General features: G+C 71.2%; 25 protein-coding genes. 4 read left to right on the plus strand and 21 right to left on the minus strand.

The window, feature by feature from the left end; all coding sequences use genetic code 11:
- The first annotated feature begins 33 nt into the window (after window positions 1-33).
- Window positions 34-375 carry a DUF3099 domain-containing protein gene (locus H4N58_RS10715; RefSeq protein ID WP_167002912.1) on the plus strand — a complete coding sequence of 114 codons (342 nt, stop codon included), beginning with the start codon at window positions 34-36 and terminating at the stop codon, window positions 373-375.
- On the plus strand, window positions 372-578 hold the full coding sequence (locus H4N58_RS10720; RefSeq protein ID WP_167002914.1) for an acetone carboxylase: 207 nt from the start codon (window positions 372-374) through the stop codon (window positions 576-578). The genes H4N58_RS10715 and H4N58_RS10720 overlap by 4 nt, the downstream gene beginning before the upstream one ends.
- 33 nt (window positions 579-611) lie before the next feature.
- On the opposite strand, the gene moaA is transcribed toward H4N58_RS10720, so the two are convergent.
- A complete protein-coding gene (moaA, locus tag H4N58_RS10725; RefSeq protein ID WP_167002916.1) occupies window positions 612-1631 on the minus strand; it encodes a GTP 3',8-cyclase MoaA in 1020 nt (339 codons plus the stop codon).
- Between the two features lie 65 nt (window positions 1632-1696).
- Between moaA and H4N58_RS10730 the strand changes: the two genes are divergently transcribed.
- Entirely contained in the window at window positions 1697-2593 is an 897-nt protein-coding gene (locus H4N58_RS10730) for an SURF1 family protein (RefSeq protein WP_167250868.1), read from the plus strand.
- Here H4N58_RS10730 and H4N58_RS10735 read toward each other — a convergent pair.
- The 5 genes from H4N58_RS10735 to H4N58_RS10755 form a co-directional block, all read right to left on the minus strand.
- A complete protein-coding gene (locus H4N58_RS10735) occupies window positions 2525-3283 on the minus strand; it encodes an SDR family oxidoreductase (RefSeq protein WP_167002920.1) in 759 nt (252 codons plus the stop codon). The genes H4N58_RS10730 and H4N58_RS10735 overlap by 69 nt on opposite strands.
- Window positions 3280-4083 (minus strand): enoyl-CoA hydratase/isomerase family protein, encoded by an 804-nt coding sequence (locus H4N58_RS10740; RefSeq protein WP_167250866.1) that lies wholly within the window; start codon window positions 4081-4083, stop codon window positions 3280-3282. Before H4N58_RS10740 ends, H4N58_RS10735 begins: the two co-directional genes overlap by 4 nt.
- Window positions 4084-4118: 35 nt before the next feature.
- On the minus strand, window positions 4119-5720 hold the full coding sequence (locus H4N58_RS10745) for an ABC-F family ATP-binding cassette domain-containing protein (RefSeq protein WP_167002924.1): 1602 nt from the start codon (window positions 5718-5720) through the stop codon (window positions 4119-4121).
- 97 nt (window positions 5721-5817) lie between these two features.
- Window positions 5818-6423: a peptidylprolyl isomerase gene (locus tag H4N58_RS10750; RefSeq protein ID WP_279587865.1), complete on the minus strand. Its 606-nt coding sequence runs from the start codon at window positions 6421-6423 to the stop codon at window positions 5818-5820.
- A 135-nt stretch (window positions 6424-6558) separates the two neighbouring features.
- Window positions 6559-6855, minus strand: a complete 297-nt coding sequence (locus H4N58_RS10755; RefSeq protein ID WP_167002926.1) for a WXG100 family type VII secretion target — start codon at window positions 6853-6855, stop codon at window positions 6559-6561.
- Window positions 6856-7023: 168 nt separating this feature from the next.
- Between H4N58_RS10755 and H4N58_RS10760 the strand changes: the two genes are divergently transcribed.
- Entirely contained in the window at window positions 7024-11511 is a 4488-nt protein-coding gene (locus tag H4N58_RS10760) for an FtsK/SpoIIIE domain-containing protein (RefSeq protein ID WP_167250864.1), read from the plus strand.
- A gap of 199 nt (window positions 11512-11710) precedes the next feature.
- Here the strand turns inward: H4N58_RS10760 and H4N58_RS10765 are convergent, their stop codons facing one another.
- The 15 genes from H4N58_RS10765 to sufU all read right to left on the minus strand — a co-directional run bounded on the left by H4N58_RS10765 (window position 11711) and on the right by sufU (window position 23732).
- Window positions 11711-14440, minus strand: a complete 2730-nt coding sequence (locus H4N58_RS10765; protein ID WP_167250862.1) for a hypothetical protein — start codon at window positions 14438-14440, stop codon at window positions 11711-11713.
- 45 nt (window positions 14441-14485) lie between these two features.
- A complete protein-coding gene (locus H4N58_RS10770; protein ID WP_167250860.1) occupies window positions 14486-14941 on the minus strand; it encodes a TadE/TadG family type IV pilus assembly protein in 456 nt (151 codons plus the stop codon).
- On the minus strand, window positions 14938-15378 hold the full coding sequence (locus H4N58_RS10775; RefSeq protein WP_243845117.1) for a TadE/TadG family type IV pilus assembly protein: 441 nt from the start codon (window positions 15376-15378) through the stop codon (window positions 14938-14940). The genes H4N58_RS10770 and H4N58_RS10775 overlap by 4 nt, the downstream gene beginning before the upstream one ends.
- Window positions 15375-15794 carry a TadE/TadG family type IV pilus assembly protein gene (locus H4N58_RS10780; protein WP_167002934.1) on the minus strand — a complete coding sequence of 140 codons (420 nt, stop codon included), beginning with the start codon at window positions 15792-15794 and terminating at the stop codon, window positions 15375-15377. Before H4N58_RS10780 ends, H4N58_RS10775 begins: the two co-directional genes overlap by 4 nt.
- Before the next feature lie 7 nt (window positions 15795-15801).
- Window positions 15802-16011 carry a hypothetical protein gene (locus H4N58_RS10785; RefSeq protein WP_167002936.1) on the minus strand — a complete coding sequence of 70 codons (210 nt, stop codon included), beginning with the start codon at window positions 16009-16011 and terminating at the stop codon, window positions 15802-15804.
- A gap of 28 nt (window positions 16012-16039) precedes the next feature.
- Window positions 16040-16954: a type II secretion system F family protein gene (locus tag H4N58_RS10790; protein WP_167250859.1), complete on the minus strand. Its 915-nt coding sequence runs from the start codon at window positions 16952-16954 to the stop codon at window positions 16040-16042.
- Complete coding sequence (locus H4N58_RS10795) at window positions 16951-17817, minus strand: type II secretion system F family protein (RefSeq protein ID WP_167002940.1); 867 nt, start codon at window positions 17815-17817, stop codon at window positions 16951-16953. The genes H4N58_RS10790 and H4N58_RS10795 overlap by 4 nt, the downstream gene beginning before the upstream one ends.
- Window positions 17817-19124 (minus strand): CpaF family protein, encoded by a 1308-nt coding sequence (locus tag H4N58_RS10800; protein WP_167002942.1) that lies wholly within the window; start codon window positions 19122-19124, stop codon window positions 17817-17819. Before H4N58_RS10800 ends, H4N58_RS10795 begins: the two co-directional genes overlap by 1 nt.
- Window positions 19124-19909 (minus strand): hypothetical protein, encoded by a 786-nt coding sequence (locus tag H4N58_RS10805; RefSeq protein WP_167002944.1) that lies wholly within the window; start codon window positions 19907-19909, stop codon window positions 19124-19126. The genes H4N58_RS10800 and H4N58_RS10805 overlap by 1 nt, the downstream gene beginning before the upstream one ends.
- Entirely contained in the window at window positions 19906-20667 is a 762-nt protein-coding gene (locus H4N58_RS10810; RefSeq protein ID WP_167002946.1) for an SAF domain-containing protein, read from the minus strand. The genes H4N58_RS10805 and H4N58_RS10810 overlap by 4 nt, the downstream gene beginning before the upstream one ends.
- 139 nt (window positions 20668-20806) lie before the next feature.
- A complete protein-coding gene (locus H4N58_RS10815) occupies window positions 20807-21682 on the minus strand; it encodes a hypothetical protein (RefSeq protein WP_167250857.1) in 876 nt (291 codons plus the stop codon).
- Window positions 21676-22212: a hypothetical protein gene (locus tag H4N58_RS10820; RefSeq protein WP_167002950.1), complete on the minus strand. Its 537-nt coding sequence runs from the start codon at window positions 22210-22212 to the stop codon at window positions 21676-21678. The genes H4N58_RS10815 and H4N58_RS10820 overlap by 7 nt, the downstream gene beginning before the upstream one ends.
- Window positions 22213-22291: 79 nt before the next feature.
- Window positions 22292-22867 carry an acVLRF1 family peptidyl-tRNA hydrolase gene (locus tag H4N58_RS10825; RefSeq protein WP_167002952.1) on the minus strand — a complete coding sequence of 192 codons (576 nt, stop codon included), beginning with the start codon at window positions 22865-22867 and terminating at the stop codon, window positions 22292-22294.
- Between the two features lie 35 nt (window positions 22868-22902).
- Window positions 22903-23280 (minus strand): metal-sulfur cluster assembly factor, encoded by a 378-nt coding sequence (locus tag H4N58_RS10830; RefSeq protein WP_167002954.1) that lies wholly within the window; start codon window positions 23278-23280, stop codon window positions 22903-22905.
- Window positions 23277-23732: a Fe-S cluster assembly sulfur transfer protein SufU gene (gene sufU, locus H4N58_RS10835; protein WP_167002956.1), complete on the minus strand. Its 456-nt coding sequence runs from the start codon at window positions 23730-23732 to the stop codon at window positions 23277-23279. The genes H4N58_RS10830 and sufU overlap by 4 nt, the downstream gene beginning before the upstream one ends.
- Window positions 23733-23736 lie beyond the last annotated feature (4 nt).

The raw sequence follows: 23736 nt of genomic DNA on the forward strand, positions 1-23736 counted from the left end.
CATGCCGCTGATCGACTGGCGTACCGTGGAGGGATGGAGGATCGCCATGCCGACCGTGTCAGCATCACCACGGCGCAGGTGGCCCGCAGCGAAGAGCTGAGGCACCGCCAGAACCGCTACCTGGTGTCGATGCTGATCCGTACGATCTGCTTCCTGCTCGCCGTCGTGGTCGACGGATGGGCTCGGTGGTTCTTCATCCTCGGCGCTCTCTTCCTGCCCTACGTCGCCGTCGTCTTCGCGAACACGGCGCGCCGCAAGCCCGTCGACCAGGCCGACGTGCTCCACCCCGAGCCGATCGGCGAGATCACGACCGGCCCGGTGACCAAGCCCGCCGACGAGACCGATGACCCTGACACAACGACAGGACCCCGGTGAACGACGAGACCCTGACCTGCTCCGCGAAGGGCTGCGAGAACCCCGCGAAGCACGCGCTCCTGTGGAACAACCCCAAGATCCACACGCCGGACCGGCGCAAGACGTGGCTCGCGTGCGACGCGCACGAGGAGTCGCTGCGCCAGTTCCTGTCGGCCCGTGGCTTCTGGAAGGAGACCCAGCCGGTCTCCTCCGACGTCGGCTGACGGTTCGCGCCGCCCGTCCCGCCCGCCGCTCGGCTAGCCGCCGATGGCCGACATCGGGCGGCTCGGCTGCAGGAACCCGACGTCGTCGATGCCGTGACCGGGAAGCTTCGTCCACATCGCGGCGCGCCAGCGGTCGGCGATCTCGTCGTCCGATGCTCCCCCGCGCAGCGCCGCCCGCAGGTCGGACTCCTCACGGGCGAAGAGGCAGTTGCGGACCTGCCCGTCGGCCGTCAGCCGGACCCGGTCGCAGTCGCCGCAGAACGGCCGCGTCACCGAGGCGATGATGCCGACCGTCGCGGGACCACCGTCCACGAGGAACTCCTCGGCCGGCGCCGAGCCTCGGTCTCGGTTCGCCGGTGTCAGCGTCATGTACGGGGCCAGCTTCTCGAAGATCTCGTCCGCCGTCACCATCGAGCTGCGGTCCCAGACGTGCTGGGCGTCCAGCGGCATCTGCTCGATGAACCGCAGACGGTAGCCCCGGTCGAGGCACCAGGCGAGCAGCTCAGGGGCCTGGTCGTCGTTGATGCCGCGCAGCAGCACCGCGTTGACCTTCACCGGGGCGATCCCCGCCTCCTGGGCGGCCTCGAGCCCGGCGACGACGTCGGCGTGCCGGTCACGACGGGTGATCTGCTCGAAGGTGTCCGGGCGGATCGTGTCGAGGCTGATGTTGACCCGGTCGAGCCCGGCCTCGGCCAGCGCTCCCGCGGTGTGCTTGAGCCCGAGACCGTTCGAGGTCAGCGACACCGTCGGCGTCGGGGAGAGCGCCTTGGTCGCGGTGACGATGCCCGCCAGCCCGCGCCGGAGCAAGGGCTCTCCGCCCGTGAACCGTACATCGGTCACACCGAGCCGCTCCACCGCGATCGTGACGAGCCGGACGACCTCGTCGTCGGTCAGCGTCTGCTCCGTCGGCATCCAGTCCAAGCCCTCAGCCGGCATGCAGTACTGGCAGCGCAGGTTGCAGCGGTCGGTGAGCGAGACGCGCAGATCAGTGGCCACCCGACCGTGGCGGTCGGCGAGCGTTGCTGCGGTCTGCGCGAGGGTCTCGGCAGTCATGACATCAGTCTAGGCACGCAGACCTCCATCGGTGGCAGTGTGGAGCCGTTAGGTAACGTCGGGACGTGTACCGGTTCCTCCTGACCCGCCGCTGGCTCGCGTTCGCGCTGTTCGTGGTCCTGCTGGCCGGGGTCTGCACGTGGTTGGGGTTCTGGCAGTTCGGCCGCCTCGACGACAAGGTCGCACGCAACGAGGTCACGCGGCAGAACGTGGAGTCGACGCCCGTCGCGCCTTCGAAGGTCGCGACCTCCGACATCGACGAGGCCGAGAGCAACGAGTGGCGCCAGGTCACGGTCACCGGCACGTACGACACCGCGAACAACCTCATCGTCAAGTACCAGACCCGTGACGAGGGCTCCGGAGTCGACATCGTCACTCCCCTCCGTACCGCTGACGGCACGGCCGTCCTCGTCGAGCGCGGCTGGCTCCCGTCTGCGAACCGGACCGGCGCGGACGTCGACGTCCCCACCCCGCCTTCCGGAGAGGTCACGGTGGTCGGCTGGTGGCGTGCCAACGACCACGTCCCCCTGTCCGCCACCCAGCCCGACGAGGCAGGCCAGGTGCGTGCCGTCTCGACGCTCGGGGTCGCACCGGCCCTCGACTATCCCCTGTACGAGGGCGGCTACCTGCTTCTTGAGGAGCAGGACCCGCCCAACGACGAGTTCATCCTTCCCGACGGGCCCGAGTATGGCCAGGGACCGCACTTCTTCTACGGCCTGCAGTGGTGGTTCTTCGGGGCACTCGGTGTCATCGGCTTCGGATGGTTCGCGTGGGCCGAGGCCCACCCGCGCGGTCCCCGCAAGGCGGGCCATGCCCGTCCCGGCCAACGCAGCGTTCCTGCCGCCCGCGCGGCCGCGGAGCGCGCCGCCGCCGCCCGAGCGGGCACGACCGGCTCACAGCGACCGGAGGGCGCCTCCGTCGACCGGGAGCATGACTCCGGTGACGTACGAAGCCGCAGGTGACAGCAGAAACGCTGCTGCCGCCCCGAACTCCTCTGGACGCCCGTACCGCCGCAGCGGGATCGACCGCTCCGAGGCCGCACGCGCAGCCTGAGGGTCGTCCGCCAGCGAGTCGAGGTGGCGGACGCGGTCGGTCTCGATCCGGCCCGGCAGCAGCCCGTTGACCCGTACGCCCCGGGGTCCGAGCTCGTCAGCCAGCTCCTTCGTGAGCATGGCCAGCCCTGGCCGCAGGCCGTTGCTGATCGACAGGCCGCCGATCGGTGTCCGTACCGACGACGAGAGCACGAGGGCGATCGCTCCGCCGTCGCCGAGGGCGGGAGCCAGCTCGCGGACGAGCCTCACCGCGCCCAGGAAGACCGACTCGAACGCGCCGCGCCACTGGTCGTCCGTCACGTCGGCGAGCGTGCCGCCCGGCGGACCACCGACGCTGACCAGCAGGCCGTCGAAGCGGCCGTAGCGCTCCGTCACCGCGCGCAGCACCTCGGCGGGCGTACCGGGATCGGCGTTGTCCGCGACCACGCCGGTCGCCCGCTCCGCCCCCAGCTGGGCGACCGCGACCTCGACGGCGTCGGCATCGCGCCCGGTGACCACCACCGACGCCCCCTGGTCGACGAGGCACTGCGCGCTGGCAAGCCCGAGCCCACGGCTCGCGCCGGTGAGGACGTACGCTCGTCCCTCCAGTCCGAGGCTCATCGGGCTCCCCCTGCGGCCGCGAGAACAGCCCGGAACCGGCCGTGCTGCGCGCGGCGCTCGGCCTTCGCCTGGGCCGCGAGGTCGAGACTGCCTGCCGACTGCAGCAGCGCCTTCGTGGCGCTCACCGCTCCGTGCGGGGCTGCGGTGAGGGCTGCGACGAGGTCAGCGAGCCGGGTGTCGAGCTCAGCGAGGGGTACGGTCTCCAGCGCGATCCCGAGGCGCGTGGCCTCCTCGGCAGGCACCCACCGGGCAGTCGCGCAGATCTCCAGCGCACGGGCGTACCCGACGGCCTCCACGAGCGGCTTGGTGCCGGTGAGATCGGGGACGAGCCCGAGCGCGGGCTCCTTCATGCAGAGCTGGGCGTCGTCGGCGACGATCCGCAGGTCGCAGGCGAGCGCCAGCTGGAACCCGGCACCGACCGCATGGCCCTGGACGACGGCCACGGAGACGAACCGTGGGTCGCGCAACCAGGTGAAGCCCTCCTGGTACGAGGCGACCGTGGCGTCGAACTTCTCCACGCTGCCCGCGGCCATCTCGGGGAAGCCACGCTCGCCCTCGATGCCCTGCGGGCTCAGCATCGCGCGGTCGAGACCTGCGGAGAACGACGCGCCGCCCCCGCGCACGACGACCACCCTGACGTCGTCGCCGACCGCGGCACCGACCGCGGCGAGCGCGCGCCACATGGCTGGCGTCTGGGCGTTGCGGACATCAGGGCGGTTCAGGGTGACGGTGAGGACGGGACCGTCGACGGCGACGTCGAGCCCGGCGGCACCAAGCGACTCGGAAGAGGGATAGCTCATGAGGGTGAGGCTATCGAGCGAGGTGCGTCGGGGCCTCAGGCGAGGCTGATGAGCTCCTGGTAGTCGGCGGTCCAGAGGTCCTCGACGCCGTCGGGGAGGATGAGCACGCGGTCGGGCTGGAGCGCCTCGACCGCACCCTCGTCGTGGGTGACGAGCACGATCGCGCCTTGGTACGAACGGATCGCCCCCAGCACCTCCTCGCGCGACGCAGGGTCGAGGTTGTTGGTGGGCTCGTCGAGCAGGAGGACGTTCGCCTGGGAGACGATCAGCGTCGCCAACGCCAGGCGGGTCTTTTCGCCGCCGGAGAGGACCCGTGACGGCTTGTGCGCATCGTCGCCGCTGAAGAGGAAGGCGCCGAGCACGCTGCGCGCCTGCGTGTCGGTCAGCGAGGGCGCGGCCGACTGCATGTTCTCGAGGACCGAGCGTTCCAGGTCGAGCGTCTCGTGCTCCTGCGCGTAGTAGCCCAGCTTGAGCCCGTGACCAGGACGGATCTCGCCGGTGTCGGACGCGTCGAGGCCGCCGAGGATGCGCAGCAGCGTCGTCTTGCCGGCGCCGTTGAGCCCGAGGATCACGACGCGGCTGCCGCGGTCGATCGCGAGGTCCACGTCGGTGAAGATCTCCAGCGACCCGTACGACTTGGACAGGCCTTCGGCCATCAGCGGCGTCTTGCCGACCGGCGCCGGGGTCGGGAAGTCGATCTTGGCGACCCGGTCGGCCGCACGCTCACCCTCGAGCCCGGCCAGCATCTTCTCGGCACGGCGCGCCATGTTCTGGGCAGCGGTCGCCTTCGTGGCCTTGGCCCGCATCTTGTCGGCCTGCGCCATCAGGGTCGACGCCTTGCGCTCGGCGTTGGAGCGCTCGCGCTTGCGGCGGCGCTCGTCGGTCTCACGCTGCTCGAGGTACTTGCGCCACCCCATGTTGTAGACGTCGATCTCGGCACGGTTCGCGTCGAGGTGGAAAACCTTGGTGACGACGTCCTCGAGGAGCACGACGTCGTGGCTGATGATGACGACACCGCCCCTGTACGACATGAGGAAGTTGCGCAGCCACACGATCGAGTCGGCGTCGAGATGGTTGGTCGGCTCGTCGAGCAGGAGCGTGTCGGCACCGAGGAAAAGGATGCGTGCCAGCTCGATCCGGCGCCGCTGGCCGCCCGAGAGCGTCTTCAGGGGCTGCTCGAGGATCCGGTCGGGCAGCCCCAGGCTGGCGGCGATCGTGGCGGCCTCGGACGCCGCGGCGTACCCGCCTCCGGCGTGCAGCTCGGCGTCGGCGCGCGCGTAGCGCCTCATCGCCTTGTCGCGGATCGCGTCGTCGTCGGAGCCCATCTCGATCTCCGAACGCCGCAATGCCCGGTAGACCTCGTCGAGGCCGCGCGCGGACAGGATCCGGTCGCGGGCGCTCTGCTCAGGGTCGCCGGTGCGCGGGTCCTGCGGGAGGTAGCCGATGGTCCCGCGGCGGGTGATCGTCCCCGCGGTCGGGTCAGTGCCCTCGCCGGCGAGGATCTTCGTGAGCGTGGTCTTGCCCGCTCCGTTGCGCCCCACCAGACCGACCTTGTCGCCGTCGGCGACCTGGAACGTCGCCCCCGACATGAGGACGCGTGCGCCCACGCGCAGCTCGAGGTCGTGGACGCTGATCATGGCGGAGCTACTCCTGGGAGGTGGGAGAAAGGGAGAAGGAGACGTCGACGCCTCCGGAGGCCGAGATCTCGGCCACCAGCCAGTGTACGGAGTCGGGTCAGTCGGCCACGACGACGGACTCGATCACCACGGGCTCGACGGGCGCATCCATCTCACCGGTCTGCACCGCGGAGATCTCGTCGACGACCGCCTTGCTCGCGTCGTCGGCGACCTCGCCGAAGATCGTGTGCAGTCCGTCGAGGTGCGGGGTCTCGGCCGTCGTGATGAAGAACTGGGAGCCGTTGGTGTCCGGGCCCGCGTTGGCCATCGCCAGCAGGTAGGGGCGATCGAACGTGAGGCTGTCGACGATCTCGTCCTCGAACTCGTACCCAGGACCGCCCACGCCCGTGCCGAGCGGGTCGCCGCCTTGGATCATGAAGCCAGGGATCACACGGTGGAAGACGGTGTCGTCGTAGAGCGGCTCGTCCTTCTTGTCGCCCGACTCCGGGTCGGTCCACTCCTTGTCGCCGGTCGCGAGACCGACGAAGTTTGCGACGGTCTCAGGTGCCTCGTCAGGGAAGAGCGTCACGGTGATGTCGCCGTGGTTGGTCGTGATCGTCGCCTGCGCGGCCGAGACGGACGCACCCGCGTCCTCGTCGTCGCCGCCGCAACCGGTCACGAGGAGCAACACCGCCGCCATCGAGGCGATCCACCGCATGCGCACGAGAGGGCCCTTTCTCCAGGAGGTCGTAGGCACCGTACCGTGCCGGTCTCGACGGAACGGCACCGCACAGCACGGCGCGAGCCGGCGTTCGGTGGTCGAACGTCGGCTCGCGCGGGTGTGACGTCGGTGAGCTGGTCAGCCCTTGAGCGCGCTGGCGAGCTGCTCGTCGGTCTGCGCGAGCGCCTCGGCGGCCTTCGTGAGGTACTGGCTCATGCCGGTCAGACCCTCGATGGTCTGCTTGACGCCGGTGTTGAACTCCTCGTAGGACTCGTTGAATGCCTTGGAGGACTTGTCCGTGACGTAGCCGTCGGAGACGAGCTGGTCGACGAGCGACTTGAGCTTCGAGAGGGTGCCCTCGATCTCCGTCTGCCCGTCGGTGAGCTTTGTCGCCGCCGACTCCATCTCGGCGTAGGTGACGTTCATGTTCGCCATGCTGCGTTCCTCTCGTCGTGTGGGTGATCCGCGACCGCCGCTGTCGAAGGCCACCGGACCGAACCGAGGTATATGGTCCGCAAGCACTCTAGACGCGGCGAGGGTCAGCCCGGCAACCACGAACCCGCTCCGATCGGGCCGAACCACGGCGCAACTATCCTTGCGCGCATGCGTGTCGAGGTCACCGTGTCCAACCCCGCGACGGGCTCGTGGCGAGACGTCGTCGTCGAGGCCGACGACGCCACCCCGACCGGCGAGGTGCTCCGTCATCTGCTCGGCCACTCCCCCGTCGCGATGCCGGCTCCCGACACGGCCGACGTCATCTCGCTGGCCGCGCACCGCGACGGCCGCGCGCTCGGCGCGACGGTGTCGACACCACCCGCTCCGACGGTCTACTACCGCGGCGAGAGCGTCGACACCCAGGTCCCGGTCGCCGAGTCCGGTCTGAAGCACGGCGCCCTCCTCACCGTCGACAGCCCGAGTGCGCTGCAGCTGGACGAGCCCGATGGTCTGGCGGAGGTCCGGGTCGTCACGGGGCCGGGCGCAGGCGCCGTGCACCGTCTCTCGTTCGGCACGGCCACCGTCGGCTCGGAGCGTGGCTGCACGATCTGCCTGCCCGATCCCCGCATCCCGCCGTTGTGCGTGACCCTCGACGTCGACATGAGCGGGGCAGTGACCGTACGGGCGGCCGACGGCGCGTCGGACGTGCTCGCGGAGACCGTCGCCTCGGGCCGCGAAGCCCTGACGCTCGAACGCGAGCCGGTGACTACGGAGGCGACAGCGTGGGCGATCGGCGCCCAGCTGGTCCTGGGCAGCGTGATCCTCGAGCTCGAGGAGGTCACCGGTCCCGACGCCGCACTCGACGACAGCGCAGAGGCCGGCTGGCTCGACTACAACCGCCCGCCGCGTCTGCTGCCACCCGAGCGGCCGACGACGTTCCGGCTCCCGAGCCCGCCGAGCGAGGACGCGAAGCCGGGGCTGCCCTGGATGGTCATGCTGGCACCGGTGTTCCTCGGCGTCGGCCTCGCCGTGATGACCCAGCGCTGGTACATGCTCACGATGGCGATCTTCTCGCCGCTGATGATGCTCGCGTCGTGGGTGCAGTCCCGCAAGCAGGGCAAGCAGTCATACCGGCGCAAGCTCGCCGAGTACCGCGAGCGCAAGACCAGCACCGAGGCCGACATCGAGCAGGCGGTCGTCGACGAGCGGCTCGCCCGCCGCCTCGAGGCTCCCGACCCGGCGTTGACGATGCTCGTCGCCAACGGCCCACGAGCCCGGCTGTGGGAGCGCCGGACCACCGACCCCGACTACCTGACCGTACGACTGGGCGTCGGCGACCTGCCGTCCGAGGTGACCGTCGAGGATCCTGAACAGCTCGAGCACCGCCGCACCACGTTCCGTACGGCCTACGACGTCCCCATCGCCGTCTCGCTGCGCGAACGCGGCGTCGTCGGCATCGCCGGCCGCGACGACATCCCTCGCCAGGTGGCGAGCTGGGCCGTCGCGCAGCTCGCTGTCCTTCAGAGCCCGCGCGACACCCAGGTGTACGTCCTCACCGACGCGCAGGGCGCAGCGTCGTGGGAGTGGGTCCGCTGGCTCCCCCACGCGCGCCCGCAGTTCGGCCAGGACACCGTCGTCACGATCGGCAACGACACGGAGACCTGCGCACGCCGTATCGCCGAGCTCTCGGCGGCTCTCGCCGCCCGGCAGGCCGCGATGCGCAAGGGCGGCTCGGGCAAGAAGCTCGACGCACCCGACATCGTCGTCGTCATCGACGGGGCACGCCGCCTGCGCAGCCTGCCCGGTGTCGTCGCCCTGCTCAAGCAAGGACCGTCGGTCGGCATCTATGCGCTGTGCCTCGACGCCGACGAGCGCCTCCTCCCGGAGGAGGCCACCGCGGTCGTGCTCCAAGCTCCACACGGCCTCGCCCTCCGCCAGCAGCGGGTGACGATGGTCGACGCGATCATGCCCGACGTCGTCGGCCACCGCTGGCTGCACCGCGTCGCGCGGGCGCTCGCACCGCTGCGCGACATCTCCGGCGGCGACGACGACTCCGTCCTTCCCGCGGCCTGCCGCCTCACGGAGGTGATGTCCATCGAGCCTCCGACCCCGGACCTCGTCCGTGCTCGCTGGGCGGTCAGCCCACGCTCGACGGAGGCCGTGGTCGGGGTGTCCCTCGACGGCCCGTTCGCCATCGACATGCGCAAGGACGGGCCGCACGGTCTCGTCGCCGGTACGACCGGTGCCGGCAAGTCGGAGCTCCTCCAGACGATCGTCGCGTCACTCGCCGTCGCGAACCGTCCCGACGGCATGACGTTCGTGCTGGTCGACTACAAGGGTGGTGCCGCCTTCAAGGACTGCGTCGACCTCCCCCACACGGTCGGGATGGTCACCGACCTCGACACGCACCTCGTCGAGCGGGCGCTCATCTCGCTCGGTGCCGAGCTCACCCGGCGCGAGCACATCCTCGCCGCCGCCGGTGCGAAGGACATCGAGGACTACGTCGACCTCCAGGTCAAGCGCCCCGAGCTGGCGGCGATGCCCCGACTGCTCATCGTCATCGACGAGTTCGCCTCGCTCGCCCGCGAGCTGCCCGACTTCGTCACCGGCCTGGTCAACATCGCGCAGCGTGGCCGCTCGCTCGGGATCCACCTGATCCTCGCCACGCAGCGACCGTCCGGCGTCGTCTCGCCCGAGATCCGTGCCAACACGAACCTGCGGATCGCGCTGCGCGTCACCGACGGCTCCGAGAGCAGCGACGTCATCGACGCCCCGGAGGCCGGGAGCATCTCCAAGGCCACGCCCGGCCGCGCGTACGTCAGGCTCGGCGCCAACTCGCTCGTGCCGTTCCAGTCCGGTCGCGTCGGTGGTCGGCGTCCGGGCACCGTCAACACCGCGAGCGTCCCGTGGGTCAGCTCTCTCGGGCTCGCAGACCTCGCGCAGCCGATCCCGCTGCGCCCGAAGGTCGCGGTGACCGACGACGCCGAGATCACCGATCTCACGGTGCTCGTCGAGGCCATCCGTACGGCCAACGACCAGCTGGGGCTGGAGCGCCAGCACAGCCCCTGGCTGCCCTCGCTGGCGACCGACGTGCGGTTGTCCGACCTCCTGGGCGCGAGCCGCGCAGCAACCTCGCCCGCGCTGCCGCCAATCCCGTACGCCCGCGAGGACCACCCTGCCGAGCAGGACCAGCGTCCGGCCGTCATCGACTTCGCCTCGTTCTCGCACCTCGCGATCGTCGGCGGCCCGCGCAGCGGGCGGTCGCAGGCCCTGCGCACCATGGCCGCCGCGATCGCCTCGCTGGTGAGCCCCGCCGACGTCCACCTGTACGGGCTCGACTGCGGCAACGGTGCCCTCCTCCCGCTCGCCGACCTCCCGCACTGCGGGGCCGTGGTGCAGCGGACCCAGACCGATCGTGCGACGCGCCTGTTCACGCGGCTGCGCGCCGAGCTCGCGCGCCGCCAGGAGGTGCTGGCCGAGGGCGGGTTCGCCGACCTCACCGAGCAGCGGTCGTCGGTCGCACCGGACGAGCGGCTGCCGCACGTCGTCGTCATGCTCGACCGGTGGGAGGGGTTCCTCGGATCGCTCGCCGAGCTCGACGGCGGTACGCCTCTCGACCAGGTGCAGACGTTCCTCCGCGAGGGTGCCTCGGTCGGCATCCACCTCATCGTGACCGGCGACCGTCAGCTCGTGAACGTCCGGCTCGGCTCGCTGTTCGAGGACAAGATCAGCCTGCGCCTGCCCGATCGCGCCGACTACTCGCTGCTCGGCCTGCAGCCGCGCAAGATGCCCGAGGAGATCCCCGAGGGTCGCGGCTTCCGCTCCGAAAGCGGCCTCGAGCTCCAGTTCGCATTGCTCGACGGCGAGCCCGGCGGACAAGCCCAGGCGGCCGCGCTGCGGGCGGTCGGCGCGTGGTCGCGTGAGCGTTGGTCGGACGTCCCCCGTGCGGCACGTCCGTTCCGCGTCGACGTGCTCCCGACCCGGATCGGCTTCGACGAGGCGTGGGACCTGCGGGCCGAGCCGTTCGCGCCGATGCCGTGGGGCCTGATCGGCGTGGGCGGCGACGAGCTCACCGCGCTCGGTCTGGACCTCGCCCGTACCCCGGCGGCGATCATCGCCGGTCCGGCACGCAGCGGCCGATCCACCGCGCTGCTCTCGGTCGCCGAGTCGCTGCTGCGCGGCGGCGCGGAGGTCGTCCTCGCCGCTCCTCGGCCGTCGCCGCTGCGGGACCTGGCCGGACGCGCGGGCGTTCGCGCTGTGCTCACCGACGCCGACCTGCGGACCGACGAGCTCCAGCCGCTCATGGACGAGGGCGACGGACCGGTCGTGCTGATCGTCGATGACGGCGAGCTGCTCAAGGACATCGACGCGAAGGACTACCTCAAGTCCGTCCTACGGACCGGCGGCGACCGTGGGCGCGCGATCGTGCTCGGCGGTGACTCGGACGCGGTTGCGAGCGGGTTCAGCGGGTGGCAGGTCGACATGAAGGGCCGCCAGGGGCTCCTCCTTGCCGCATCGAGCGTCACCGACGGCGAGCTCATCGGTGTCCGGATCCCGCGCAGCTCGATGGGCGCACCCACGACGCCCGGGCGCGTCATGGCCAACCTCGGCGACGGCGTCCTCCGTACGGTCCAGGTCCCGCAAGCAACTCCCTGACGCACGCAGGCGCGGGGCACGCACGCGGGCCGGGCCTTGGGCGCCTACCCGCCGACGCGGGCTGCCCGTGGACGCCCACTCACCGACGGCGAGCATCCACCCTCGGCGGACGGCGTCCTCCGTACGGTCCAGGTCCCGCAGGAGGGCCATGACACCGTGCGGACGTGGACGCTGGCGCACTGCCGAACGGGCGCCGGAGTCAGTTCGCGCCGGCCAGCGTCCCGCCGGAGCCGGTCGGCATGAGCTCGTCGAGCAACGCCTCTGTCTCCGCCTCGAGCGGGACCCCGTCCATGCGCGCGATCATCGCCTCGACGGTCTGCATGACGCCCGCGACGCCGCTCATCGCGTGACGCGAGCGGACCATCGCGCGCCACAGCCGCTGCTCGGTCGGCCAGGCCCGCAGACCTGCCGCCGCAGCGTCGGACGCTCCACTCGGGTCGTCCTCGCCGAGCAGCGTCGCAAGCCGGTCAGCCGCGTCCACGACCACCCGTGCGATCTCGCGTGGCAGGTCATCCTCGGACACCCAGGCGTACCGGCCCTGCGGCGTCCCGGAGAACGCCTCGCCCCGGACGAGCTGGAGCCCGCGCCGCAGCATCTCGACCTCTTCTCGCTCGCTCGAGACCGTCCGCGACCGCAGGAAGAGGGTGCGTGCACAATCCCAGTCGCAGACGACCGAGTCGGCGAGGCGCAGTCGGCCGTCGGCGGTCTCCTGGAGCAGGTGAGAGCCGTCGACGTCCGAGCCCAGCCAGCCTCGCGCCCGCTCGACGGCGGAGTCGCGGACGTCGGCGGTGACGCCTCGCGGCCACAGCGCCGCGGCGAGGACGGTCGGGTGGACGCCCTCGCGATGAAGCGCGAGGTGGACGACCATCTCTTCGGCGAGCGGACGTCGATCGGCCGCGATCTGACCGGCGCCCTGGACAGCAAGACGCCCCAGCACGCCGATGCGGCGCTGCGCCGTCGCCCAGGCCGCGTCGTCGTGGGTGACCTCGGGTGCACTGACCCGGATGCGGAGACCGTCGTCGGGCCGGTCCGCGGTCCGCGACGCCTCGAAGAGCTCCGCGACGGCCGACACCTGGGCCGCCGTCACTCGGTTGGCGTCCACGGTCAGCCCGAGCTGTGGGGCGCTCAGGGTCCCGTTCTCGTCGACGTGCAGCTGCCAGCGCGAGTCACGATGCTCCCCCACCACGACGATCGACAACGTCCGCCGCCCGCCGCCGACCAGTGCACCGAGGCGCTCGGCGATCGACGCGTCAGGGACGCGCCCCGCGACCACGAGGTGCGAGAAGAGCCCACGGCGACGCATCCGGCCGGTGAGGACGTCGTCCGTACGTCCGGCGTAGAACTGCTCGACCTCGCCGATCTCCTGAGCAAGGTCCGTCACACGGACCCGGCCCTCGACCAGCGTCGCAATCTCGTCCGGCAGGTCGGAGATGCTGACGCGTACGGCGTCGGCCCAGGGTGCGGTCGCGGCCTGGAGCGCCATCGCTGCAGCGACCTGCTCGGCGGTCACGACGTCGCCGACGAGCGAGACGACACCGCCGGCGGCCTCGAGGTCGATGAGCACGTCCCGTCCCTCGCCGTCGACTCCGAGCCCGACCAGGCCCGGGTACGGGGCGCTCTCTGCGGGGACCGAACCCCGAGGATCGGCCGTCGAGCGCCAGCGAGCGCCGTCGTCGACCGCCTCCCAGCCCGTGAAGGGCTTGGGCTGCGCGGGCGCCAGCAGCAGCTCGACCGACTCGTCGTCGACGAACGCCGCATAGGCCGGGGGTGGCACGGCACCCTCCGTACGGCATGTCGCGGTCAGCGTGCGCAGCGCGTGGTCGAGGCGGCGGACCCGGTCGGTCGTGGCCGAGACACGCAGGTGGGCCTCGACGGCACGCGCGTCCTCGCTCGCACGGGTGCCACGCTGGCGCCGACGCTGCAGCGCCAGAGCGCCGAGGACTCCGGCAGCGAGCAGACCGATGCCGCCGTACGAGCGCACGGAGTCGCTGAAGACGGAAGCGGTCTCGACGGCGCCGCCGGCACCGTCCGCGCCGCCCTCTGCCCCACCGGTCTCCGCAGCGTCGTCGACCGGGGCAGGAGTGTCCATCGGCATCGGTGGTGCCTCGACGGGCGCGGGGGCCGGCGCGGCGACGCGCTCGACTCCGACGGCGTCCTCGGGCATCACGAGCTCCCAGCCCGGATGGATCAGCCGCGCGAGCTCGACCTGACCGCCGTCGGGCTGCTCGCGGTCCTTGTTGAGGTGGTAGATCTCCTGGTAGCGACGACCGTCGCCGAGATGGCGCTCGGCGATGTCCCACAGGTTGTCGTGGTAGCCGGCCTTCGGCGCCTTGACGGTGTAGACCTTCTTGCCGACGAGCGGGCTGTGCTCACGGTCGGCCTGGCTGGCAGCGCCGGCTTGATCGACGCCAGCGACCACCGAGGTCTGCTGGAGCGAGGAGTCCACCATGACCACGCGGGTCGACGGCGACACGTGGTCGGCGGCGGAGGTCGCAGCCTGGGCGGGCCCCGCGACGATGCCCGACATCAGGAGCACACCGATGAGGACGCGGGCGAGATGCTGGAGCGGGCCAGCGAGCGGCACCGTGCGGGCAAGTCCACCGCGGCGCGCTGCGACGGCCTCGACGACGACGCACACCACGAACCACACCCAGGCGAGCCACACGACGGCCACGAGCACCGTGAGGAGATCGTCCATGCTGAGCTGACGGGCCGCATCGGTCAGCGATGGCAGGCTCGTCGGGATCGGCGGAGGGCCGGAGAGCAGCACGAGCGCGACGGGAAGGCCGACCAGCAGCAGGCCGAGGGCAGCGACTGCTCCGAGAACCTCCAGCGGCCGACGGCTCTGCCGTGGGGGTATCCGCGCCTCGGCGAACCGGGTCGGGTCACCGGCGCGGTCGTCCTTCGCACGAGATGTGGTCCTCGTCATCGCTCCCCCTGCTGGCAGCACGGTCGGTCGTCGCTCATGATCGCATCACTGTGGTTCGGTCTCGGGGACGGCGCGGGCGGTGGCGTTGACGTCGAACCGACGGATGCCCACCAGCCCGAGGAACGCCGTGTCGGTGGAGTCGCGCACGTCGACGTCGACCGAGCCGGCGTTGACCCGTACGGTGAACTGCCCCGCGCCGTAGCCGCGACGTGCCAGGTAGCCGGCGGCGCGCGTCCCGGCGAGCTGCTGATCGATGACGAGCGTGCCGTCGGCGCGCAGCTGCTCGATGTTGATCGAGTCGGCGGCGATCCGGGCCGCCTGCTCAGCGTCGTCGGCTGCCCGCATGCGCGCGTTGATGGCGAGGCCGCCGTCGATCGCGAGACCGGCACACACCAGAAGGACGATCGACATGCCGAGGACGAAGACGGCCGCCGCACCGCGCTCGTCGCCGGACGCGCGGCGCAGAGTCCGGTCGCGCCACGCCGTGAGCGCGCGGGTCATCCGTACCTCCGGTAGGTGTCGATCGGCGCTGCTCCGCTCGCGGTCAGGGTCTGGGTGCCGCCGAGACCGATGAGGCCGAGGCCACGGTTCGACACCTCGCAGCGCATGTCCACCTCGACGATGCCGCCGGCGGAGAAGTTGCCGCCGATGCCAGAGACCCGGCAGCTGCCGGTGCTGCCGAGCGCCGCCGTCGCGACGGTGGCTGCGGCGGTACGGGCCTCGTCGGCGGTACGGGCGAACGACGCGGCCCGCGCGGCGTCGCGTGCCGCGGCCTCGATGTCGCCCTTGACCGCGACGTAACGCCCTCCCGCCACGACAAGGAGGGTGAACATCACGAGGATCGGCACGAAGAAGACGACCTCGACCGACATCGACCCCCGCTCCTCCCCCCAGCCGCGGCCCATGAGCCGCCTCCGCGGACGCCGCAGTGCTCTCACGGCGCATCCTCCACGAACTGCTCGATGGGGCCCTGCACCTCTTCGGTGACACGGACCGCGCCGATGAACGGGAGCAGCCGGACAGCATCGGCGGAGACGACCGTCCGCATCTGGTCGCCCCCGACGGGTGTCACCGCGACATTGACGTCGGAGATCATGCCACCGCCGAGGTTGGCGGCGTACGCACGGCCGCGAGCCTCCGCAGCGGCCGGGTCGGCGGTGATGCGTGCCGTACGGGATGCTTCACGCGCCGCAGCGGAGACCGCCTGGTTGCCCAGATAGATGAAGGCGGCCTGGACCGTGAGGATGATCGCGATCATGAGCAGGGGCATGTACATGACCAGCTCGATGCTGGAGTAGCCCTCCTCATCGCGGTGGCGCAGTCGCCTGCGCCACCGTCGTACGCGATCGGTCATCACGGTCTTACGGGTTCTCGATCTGGTCGCCGATTTTGTCCGCCTGGCCCTCGAGGGCTCCCTTGAGGATCCCTCCGACCGCGATACAGATGCCGACCACGACGGCCGCGATCACCACCCACTCGACGGCCGAGGCGCCCTCCTCGGAGCGTGCCTTGCGCCAACGCACGTCCAGGATGGTGAGGAGATACCCCAGTGGGCTCAGCGGGTTGATCATGGGAACTCCAGAAGGTTGAAGGGACAGGTCACATGCCGAGGAGCTCGGCCACGGCAGGATAGATGAGGAAGAGCAGGAAGCCTACGCACAGCAGCAGTTGAGCGACGAGCATGGACTGCGACCGCTCGGCCGCACGGCTCTCGGCGTCGGCGAGCTCGCGCTGGCGCATGGACGCCGCACGCGCCGAAAGCGACTCGCGCACCTGCGCACCGTCCTCGGCGACGAGGGCGAGGGCCGCCGCCAGGTCGCGCAGCTCCTCGATGGCCATCTCGGTGCCGAGGTCGCCGAGCGCGTTCCAGGGGGTGACACCCTGAAGGCGCGAGGACTCGATCGTGTCGCGGATCCGGACCATCGCCCAGCCGTCGCTCAGCTCGGCGGCGGTCGCCAGCGCCTCGGGGACACCGCGTCCGCCCGCGAGATTCATCGAGACGAGATCGAGGTAGGCGCTGACGACGTGGCGGAAGTCGCGCCGACGGTCGGCGGCCTCGGTCGCGAGCTGCGCGCTCGTCAGGACGGCGCCACCGACCGCGCCGAAGACGGCGAGCCAGACAGGGATCGTCCAGCTGACACTGAAGAACATCGCGGCAGGGATCATGATGATCACCGGCGCGAAGAAGCCCGCGACTGCAGCGAGCACCGTCATGCCGAGATGGGTCTCGACCGAGCGCCCCATCACCGCCAGATCGGCGCGAACCTTGATCGGGACGCTCCAGCCGCGCGACTCGAGGAACGTCGACACGGACGACCCGAGCTTGCGGACGCGAGCGGACTCCGCCTGGTGGCGCCGGTCGGCCGTCAGCGACGTCCGGACGCGCGAGCGCTGGCTCATCGCATCGAGGTGCGCCAGCTCGGCGGCAGCGGTGCCGGAGCCTGTGTCGTACATCCGGACCAGTGCGAGGATGCCGACGCCGACGAGGCCGCCTGCGAGCAGAACGAGGATCATCGGCGATCCCCCGACGAGCTCGACGTGAGCAAGAAGCGCTCGGGGATCTCGAACACGGAGAGACGCCGCATCCAGACGAACCCGAGCGCGAAGAAACCGAGCACGATCAGCAGGACCATCTGGCCGACCGGGCTGCCGTACGGGGCGACGTACTCGCGGTTGAACACCGCGAGCCCGACGACGAACAGGACGGTGATACCGATGACGATCTGGACGCTCCGTCGGGTGCTGGCGCGGCCGGCGACCACCCGGCGACGCATCTCCAGCTCCTCGCGCGCAGACTCCGCCAGCGAGGTGAGCACCTCTCGAAGCCCAGGTCCGCGCAGGCGCGAGTTGAGCATCAGCGCGGCGATCACCATGTCCGCGCTGCTGTCGTCGAGGTCGTCCGCAAACTGCTGGAGCGCCGTCGGGAGCGGCGTGCGCATGCGCAACCGGTCGGAGAGGTCGATGAGCTGCGGCGAGATCGCGGGAGATGCTGCGTACGCGGTCGCGGGGATCGCCTGCTCGAGGCCGACCGCGCCGGCGATCGTGTCGCGCAACGACTCGGTCCACGCGGCCAGGCCGTCGAGCCGGGCGATGGCGATCTTCTCGCTGCTCGCTCCCCCGACGAGGTAGGGCGCGAGGACGACGAGCGCCGCACCCGCGGCCGCCAGCACCGGCCACCGGGTGAGCACCAGCAGCGCGAGGGCGACGCCGAGCGCGATCGGCAGCCGGGCACCGAAGCGCTTCACGCGTGTGAGGAGGGTCGACGAGGTCGCCACCCCCGACGGCTCCTGCGGGGTGAGTGACCAGACGAGCAGGAGGATGCCCGCGCCGACGACGGCCCCGAGCAGGACCACCAGCATGATCGTCTGGCTGGCCATCACACCCCCTGAGACTGGTAGACGCCCGGCACGTAGCCAGCCGTCTCGAGCTCGTCGATGCAGCTGACCGCGGCCGCCGGCACTGCGTGCCCGTCGCGCCCGAGGGCGAAGACCTCGCTGGACAGCACGCGGCCGTCGACACCGTTGACCTCGCGGACCGACGTCACGACACGGCGCAGCCCGCCACCGGTCGCGTAGTCGTTGCGTCGCTTCACGAACACGACGAAGTCGATCGCGCCCGCGATGAGCATCATCGCCGCCTCGGCTGGCAGACGCTCGGCCGACTGGATCGCGTACGTGCAGATGCGGTTGAAGACCTCGATCGACGAGTTGGCGTGGATCGTCGAGAGCGAGCCGTCGTTGCCCTGGCTCATCGCGTTGAGCATCGTGACGATCTCGTCACCGAGCACCTCGCCGACGATGACGCGGCTCGGGTTCATGCGCAGCGACCGGCGTACGAGGTCGGCCATACCGATGTAGCCGCGGCCCTCGGAGTTGGGCAGGCGCTCCTCGAAGGCGACGACGTTGGGGTGGAGGTCGGGGTACTTGTCGAGCCCGAGCTCGAGCGCGCGCTCCACCGTGATCAGCCGCTCGTGGGCGGGGATCTCGTTGGCCAGCGCGCGCAGCAGCGTCGTCTTGCCGGCGTTGGTCGCCCCCGCGATCATGATGTTCTTGCGCGCGGCCACCGCCGCGGACAGGAAGCTCGCGAGGTCGGGAGACATCGTCTCGTTCTCGACCAGCATGTCCAGCGACACCCGTGACAGGCGCGCGCGGCGGATCGACAGCGACGGCCGCTGCGTGACCCCCATGACGGCCGACAGGCGGCTGCCGTCGGGCAGCCGCAGGTCGAGCTGGGGGTTGGCGGTGTCGAACGGGCGGCTCGTCAGCCCGGAGTGGGCAGCCAGCACCTGGACGAGCTCGACCAGCTCGTCGTCCGAGTCGGCGACAGGCGGGAGCATCCGCTCCTCGCCGTCGGCGTAGCCCACGAAGACGCTGTCGTAGCCGTTGATGTCGATGTTCTCGACGTCCGGGTCGTCGAGCAGCGGCTGGAGGCGCCCGACGCCGTACAGAGCGGCGTGGATGCCGTCGGCGAGCTCGGCCTCCTCGGTCGTGTCCGGCGGGGTACGGCCGGCGGAGATCTCGGACCGCGCATGGGTCTCGAGCACCCGCGCGATGACGGCGCGCGCGTACTGGCGCTCGTCCTCGCTGGTCATCGGCGGCAGGCCCGAGTCGGCGTCCTCGCGACGCTGGCGCGAGACCGCATCGGCGACCTCGCCGCGCAGACGCCTCAGCACGAGCTGGTCCATCAGACGACCTCCTCGGACCAGAACGGCACACGAGACGCCACGAGCGCGTGGACCTCGGGCACGACGTCCACGAGCGAGCGGTGCCACAGGGTGCGTCGTACAGCACGCTCGGAGGAGGTGCGCAGGTTCTGGACCACCTTGGGGTCGTACGCGACGGTGCCCAGCACCGGCACAGGAACCCCGGCGGAGGCGAGCAGCCGGGCGAGGTCGTCACGCGCGCGCTTGTCGCGGGGGTCGCCCACGAGCAGCACCCCCGTCGGAACGCCGTCGACGCCGCCGATCCGCAGAGGCTCGCGCAGCCACAGCAGGCGCTCGCGCAGGTGGGCGAGCGCGGAGACGTCGGACCTCGCGACGAGCACGAGCGCAGAAGATTGCTCGACGACCGGCGCGATCGGGGACCCGGGCGTCAGTCGGCCGCAGTCGGCGAGCACGGGGCGCGCCTCTGCCAGCAGACCGGCAGCCACGTGCGGCCAGGCGAGACCGAGGCCCTGGACCTGCCCGGGAGCACTCACGCCAACGAGGGCGTCGATGCCCTCGTCGGTGGGCTGGAGGTGATCGGCGAGGGCCGACGCCCGCCCACCGCGTACGGCGACGGCATACGAGAGGAGCCCGGTCTCGCGGTCGAGCGGCACCCCGTCCTCGCGGCGCTGCCGGAAGGCGAGGTCACCCCCGACCGGGTCGAGCTCGGCCACGACGGGCGCAGCGGGCCACACGCTCGCGAGGCCGGTGACCGTCTGGGTCACCCCGGGCGATCCCTTGGCCGAGGCGAAGGCGACGAGCGTCATCGTGGTCCTCCGAGGACCGACAGGTCGGCCTCGTCGACCGCAACGCCGCGGCGGATCAGTGCGATGCCGAGGCGCTCGCCGGCAGAGGCGTCGACGACGTCGTCGGCCGCACGGGACGGCACCATCAAGGTCGCACCGCCGCCACCCGAACCTCCGTCGACGAGGCCACCGGACTCGGCCGTCGACGTGCGCAGCACGATCGCCGTCGCCAGCGGAGTGGGCTCGCCACCTGCGCCTTCGGCGAGGCGGATCAGACGGACCTCGTCGCCCGAGCGCAGGTCGGTCGGGGCCCGCCCGCCCACGAGCTGGACGCCGACCCGGGCGGTGTCGTCGGCCAGCACCTCACCGGTGGTGAGCATCGTGGTGTCGAGGAGCTGCCCCTCGCTGATCGGCACTCGCGCGTACGTGCCGAGCACCTCGGACACCTGGTCCTCGGGGACGATCTTGAGGCCTTCGCTCGCGACCATGGACGTGCTGAGGAGATCGGTCGTGATCTCCGTGCCGGCCGGCACGTCCTGCTTGACGACGATCACGGAGGTGCGGCTGTCGAGGTTGACCGCGAGAAGTCCGGCCAGTGCGGCCCCACCGACGATCAGCAGCACAGCGAGCGCGGCCATGGCCGGACGGCGGCGGCGCGGCGGGGCGGGACGGTCGGACTTCGCCGCGGCGAGCGACTGGCGGGTGCGGACGCCTCGCGCGGCACGCTCTCGCTGCCGGTCGTGGACGGACACGCCAGAAGTTCGGGTGGACTCCGCCATGACGCAGTGTCTCCTCGTGATGGGCTGCCGGGGTCAGGCGTACGGGAGCGACGACGGTCCCGAGATCGTTGACGTGGACCAGAGCAGTCTAGGTGCAACGCGGGTCACACAAGAAATCTCTGGTCGCCTCGTGGACGGGTCAGTGGGGCGCGACGATTGCCTGCGACTCCCGTACCGGGATCGTCTGGTTCGCCCACTCGGTCTCCAGCTGTGACGGCGCACCTGGGATGTCACGCACCTGGTTCCCGAGACGGAACTCCAGTGTGTAGACCAACCGCATCCGAGCGGTGAACGTCCCGCCGAGGGACGACTTGGCGTACGCGTGGACGCACGCATCCGACCGCCTGACCCTGAAGGGGCACCGCTTCGCTCCGGTGCTGTCACCCGGGTCGACCTCCATGTGGTCGGGCCGCGCGACGGCGACGACGCCGAGGGCCTCGCCACTGATCGCCCTGCGGGTGGCCCCCGCTGCCCACCACCACGTGTCGAGGCTGACGAACGTCCGGCCAGGCGGGTTGAAGGTCGGGGTGAAGTCGGGGAGCGGGATCCGGGCGATCGCACGCCGCGCGCGCTCGCCGAGCGGCGGAGGGGTGGGCTCGGCGCCCGACCAGAAGTAGCGCTCGTACGTCGTGCCGTCGGGACGCTCGCACTCCCAGTAGATGGCGTGAGCATCCGGGTCGGGCTTCTCAGACGGATCGAGCCCGTTGTCCTCGGGCTCCTGGAGCGCGGCCGGATCGTTGCGGAAGCAGCGCGCGTCGCCGTCGCAGTAGTCGTTGTAGAGCGAACCGGAGAGATCGCATTGAGGCTCGACGATGTCGTCGTCCCCGTCGTTCCCCCCGTCGTCGCCGGGCCCGCCCGGGGTCCCGGGGTCGACACAAACCAGGACGCCGTCGTCTCCGGCCACCCAGTCGCACTCCGGGTCGGCCTGCGCCGCTGGAGCCGCCATCAGGACGGCGCCGATCGTCGCGGTCGCCACGGCAAGCCGCGCCCCCATCCTCACCACGTGCCTCAGCATGCGCCCCGCTCACCCCTTCGCTCGACGCCGACGACGTACCAGCCCTCGGTGTCCCTCTTCAACGTCATCGCGATCGAGACCGGCGTCGTGGGCGGCGGCGAGACCGCCTCGCCGTCCTGCTCCGCGCCCCACCCGCTCTCGTCCCAGCAGACGACCGCTCGCGCGCCGCTCTTCTTCATCGCGACCTCGGGCTCGCCGATCACCGGGCGCCCCACCCGCCGGAAGCCGCGTTCCTTGTAGTCGCCGGCGGTCGTCAGGTTGCGTTCCACGAACGCGCCCTTGGCGATCCCTTCGAACAGCGCGGGATCGTTCGACGGCTCGGTCTGGGACACGATGAACGCGTTCCAGTAGCGGGTGACGGCCGCCGACACCGCGGCACTCTCGTCGGCCGTGGTCGCGGTCGCCGTCGGTGTTGCCGAGGACGGGCTCGCCGGCGCCTCGTCGGAGGAGCACGCGCTGACCGAGAGCGCGAGGAGGACGACGCAGGCGGCGGCGGACAGGCGCCTGCCCACGCGTACGGGGGAAGTCACGCCAACAAGATAGTGGTAGCGCGGTCCACGCCGAACTCCCCCTCACCGCGTCGGCAGGAGACTGCTGGCGGGGCGTCGGTCACGCCAGCGGGTTCAGCCGAACCTCGTACGCCCGCGCGCCGGTGACCGCGGCCTGCAGGGCCACGAGCCGAGGCTCCTTCACGTCCAGCCACCGCGGCTCGAGCGTCAGCTCCCGGCCTGCCTCACGCGCCGCCAGCACCTGAGCGACCAGCGCCTTGTCGCCGCCGCCGAACACCTGTCCGGCATCGGGAAGAAGACGCGCCACGACCTCGGAGGCGGCGTCGGCGAGCGCGTCGGCCTGGTTGGCCCTGCGGCGGGCGTAGCGCTGCTGGCTCCAGCCGCCGGCCTTCGTCTTCCCCTGGACGTACCGGGTGCCCGTCTTGTGGGCAACGAGGACACCACCCTCGACGCGACCGATCGCATAGCCGCCGCGGCGGACGAGGACGATCCCGAAGTCGGCCGGCGGGTCCACGTCCTCGTACGAGGCCTCGGCGCCGTCGGGTGCGTGCAGGATCGCGCGGGAACCCTCACGCACGACCAACGGCTCCCCGTGCCGGGCGGAGAAGCGCTCCACCCAGCCAGGGAGCCGCTCGTGCGGGACGAGGACGGTCCGGGTTTCGACAGGCTCAACCACCGGACACCCCGCCGGTCGAGCCAGTCGAGACCACCTCAGACGTTGAACCCGAGGGCGCGCAGCATCTCGCGGCCGTCGTCGGTGATCTTGTCGGGACCCCACGGCGGCATCCAGACCCAGTTGATCCGGAAGTCGTTGACGATGCCCTCGAGCGCCTGACGCGTCTGGTCCTCGATGACGTCGGTCAGCGGGCACGCCGCCGAAGTGAGCGTCATGTCGATCGTCGCGTTGTTGGCGGGGTCGACCTCGACCTCGTAGACGAGCCCCAGGTCGACGACGTTGATCCCGAGCTCGGGATCGACGACGTCCTTCATCGCCTCGTTGACATCCTCAGCCGTCGTGACGCTTCCCGCCGGCCTCAGGTCAACCTCGGGGAGGTCGTCCGTGGTCTGGTCCGGTGCAGTCTCGCTCATCGGCCTTCCTCGCTCTCGTTGGCGACGGCCTGGGCCGTCGCGTCCTTCCACGCCATCCACGACAGCAGCGCACACTTCACCCGGGCGGGGAACTGCGCCACCCCGGCAAACGCGATGCCGTCCTCGAGCACGTCCTCGTCGGGCTCGACCTGTCCGCGCCCCTGCATGAGGGTCTGGAACTCGTCCAGCAGCGCCATGCCTTCGGTCACCGACTTGCCGACGACGAGGTCGTTGAGCACCGACGCGGACGCCTGGCTGATCGAGCAGCCCTCAGCGTCGTACGACACGTCGGCGACCCTGTCGCCCTCGAGGTGCACCCGCAGCGTGATCTCGTCGCCGCACGTCGGGTTGACGTGGTGGACCTCGGCCTCGTACGGGTCACGCAGACCCGCACCGTGAGGCTTCTTGTAGTGGTCCAGGATGATCTCTTGATACAGGGAGTCGACATCCACGCTC

Origin of the sequence: Mumia sp. ZJ1417, from assembly GCF_014127285.1 — a bacterium.
In the GTDB taxonomy this organism is placed as follows: domain Bacteria; phylum Actinomycetota; class Actinomycetes; order Propionibacteriales; family Nocardioidaceae; genus Mumia.